At 53.9% G+C, this 942-nt stretch carries 1 protein-coding gene; it reads left to right on the plus strand.

Annotated elements, in window-relative coordinates; genetic code table 11:
- Nucleotides 1-150: 150 nt before the first annotated feature.
- On the plus strand, nucleotides 151-942 hold a 792-nt coding region (locus H7995_RS28105), incomplete at its 3' end, for an SEL1-like repeat protein (protein WP_185819326.1).

The raw sequence follows: 942 nt of genomic DNA on the forward strand, positions 1-942 counted from the left end.
GGCGCAGGATGATCCGGGGGAGGCGTTCAAGGAGTGGCAGAAGATAATTAATGAAAATAGAGATCGGCAGGATGAAAAGTTTATGGGTACGCCGTACGCCCCTCTTGTCGAATTTTATTACGACAAAGCCACGCGGAAGGACCTCGATTGATGCGCCACGTTCTTTTGCTGTCGTGCCTGTTGCTGGCGGCCTGCGACAGCCGCAGCACCTTTACTTATATGAAGAAGGACCCTCATGTGAATCCGCTCACCGAGATCAAGGCCAACCTGGCCTTTAGTTGTGTACACGAACAAATCCCCGCGCCCTCCACCGAGGCTGATGTGCTGTTTCAGTACGCCCGCTGGCTACAGAAAAACAATCAGCTCAAGCAGGACAAGAACGTCGATGTCGAGATCGAGCGCCTGTACCGCATTGCCGCTGAGAACGGCCATTACAAGGCCAATATCAATTTACAGAACGGTGCCATGCGCGGGCATTTCCAGCTTCGTGGCGATGAGCATTTGCGTTTGAGTCAACGATTGATCAGCGAAGGTGTGGCGACGGGTTATTACTTCGTCGGGATCTTCCTGCAACAAGGTTCAGCCGGGCTGAAGCAGGATCCGGAAATGGCCCTGCGTTACTACCGCAAGGCTGCCGATAGCGGCAATGCCCAAGCCCAAGCCTATGTGGGTAAGAAACTGGCGCCGAGCGACATGGCCCCGGACATCGCTCGGCAAATGCGCCGCTGTGCGGCTGAGCAAGGCAATGGCGAAGCGGCTAACGCATTGGGAATAAATCTCAAAAATAAAAGACAGTATCCAGAAGCGCTCGAAGTCTTCCAGCTTGGTGTTGCTGCTGGTGACGAAACCTCAGCCGGGTGGCTTGGAGATGTATTTCGAAACCCTCCCCCTTCGGATGTGCTGAATTACCTAAATCAAAAAGAAGACCTCGAACGCGCCGAG

The sequence above is a fragment of the Pseudomonas kielensis genome, from assembly GCF_014236655.1.
GTDB classification, from domain to species: domain Bacteria; phylum Pseudomonadota; class Gammaproteobacteria; order Pseudomonadales; family Pseudomonadaceae; genus Aquipseudomonas; species Aquipseudomonas kielensis.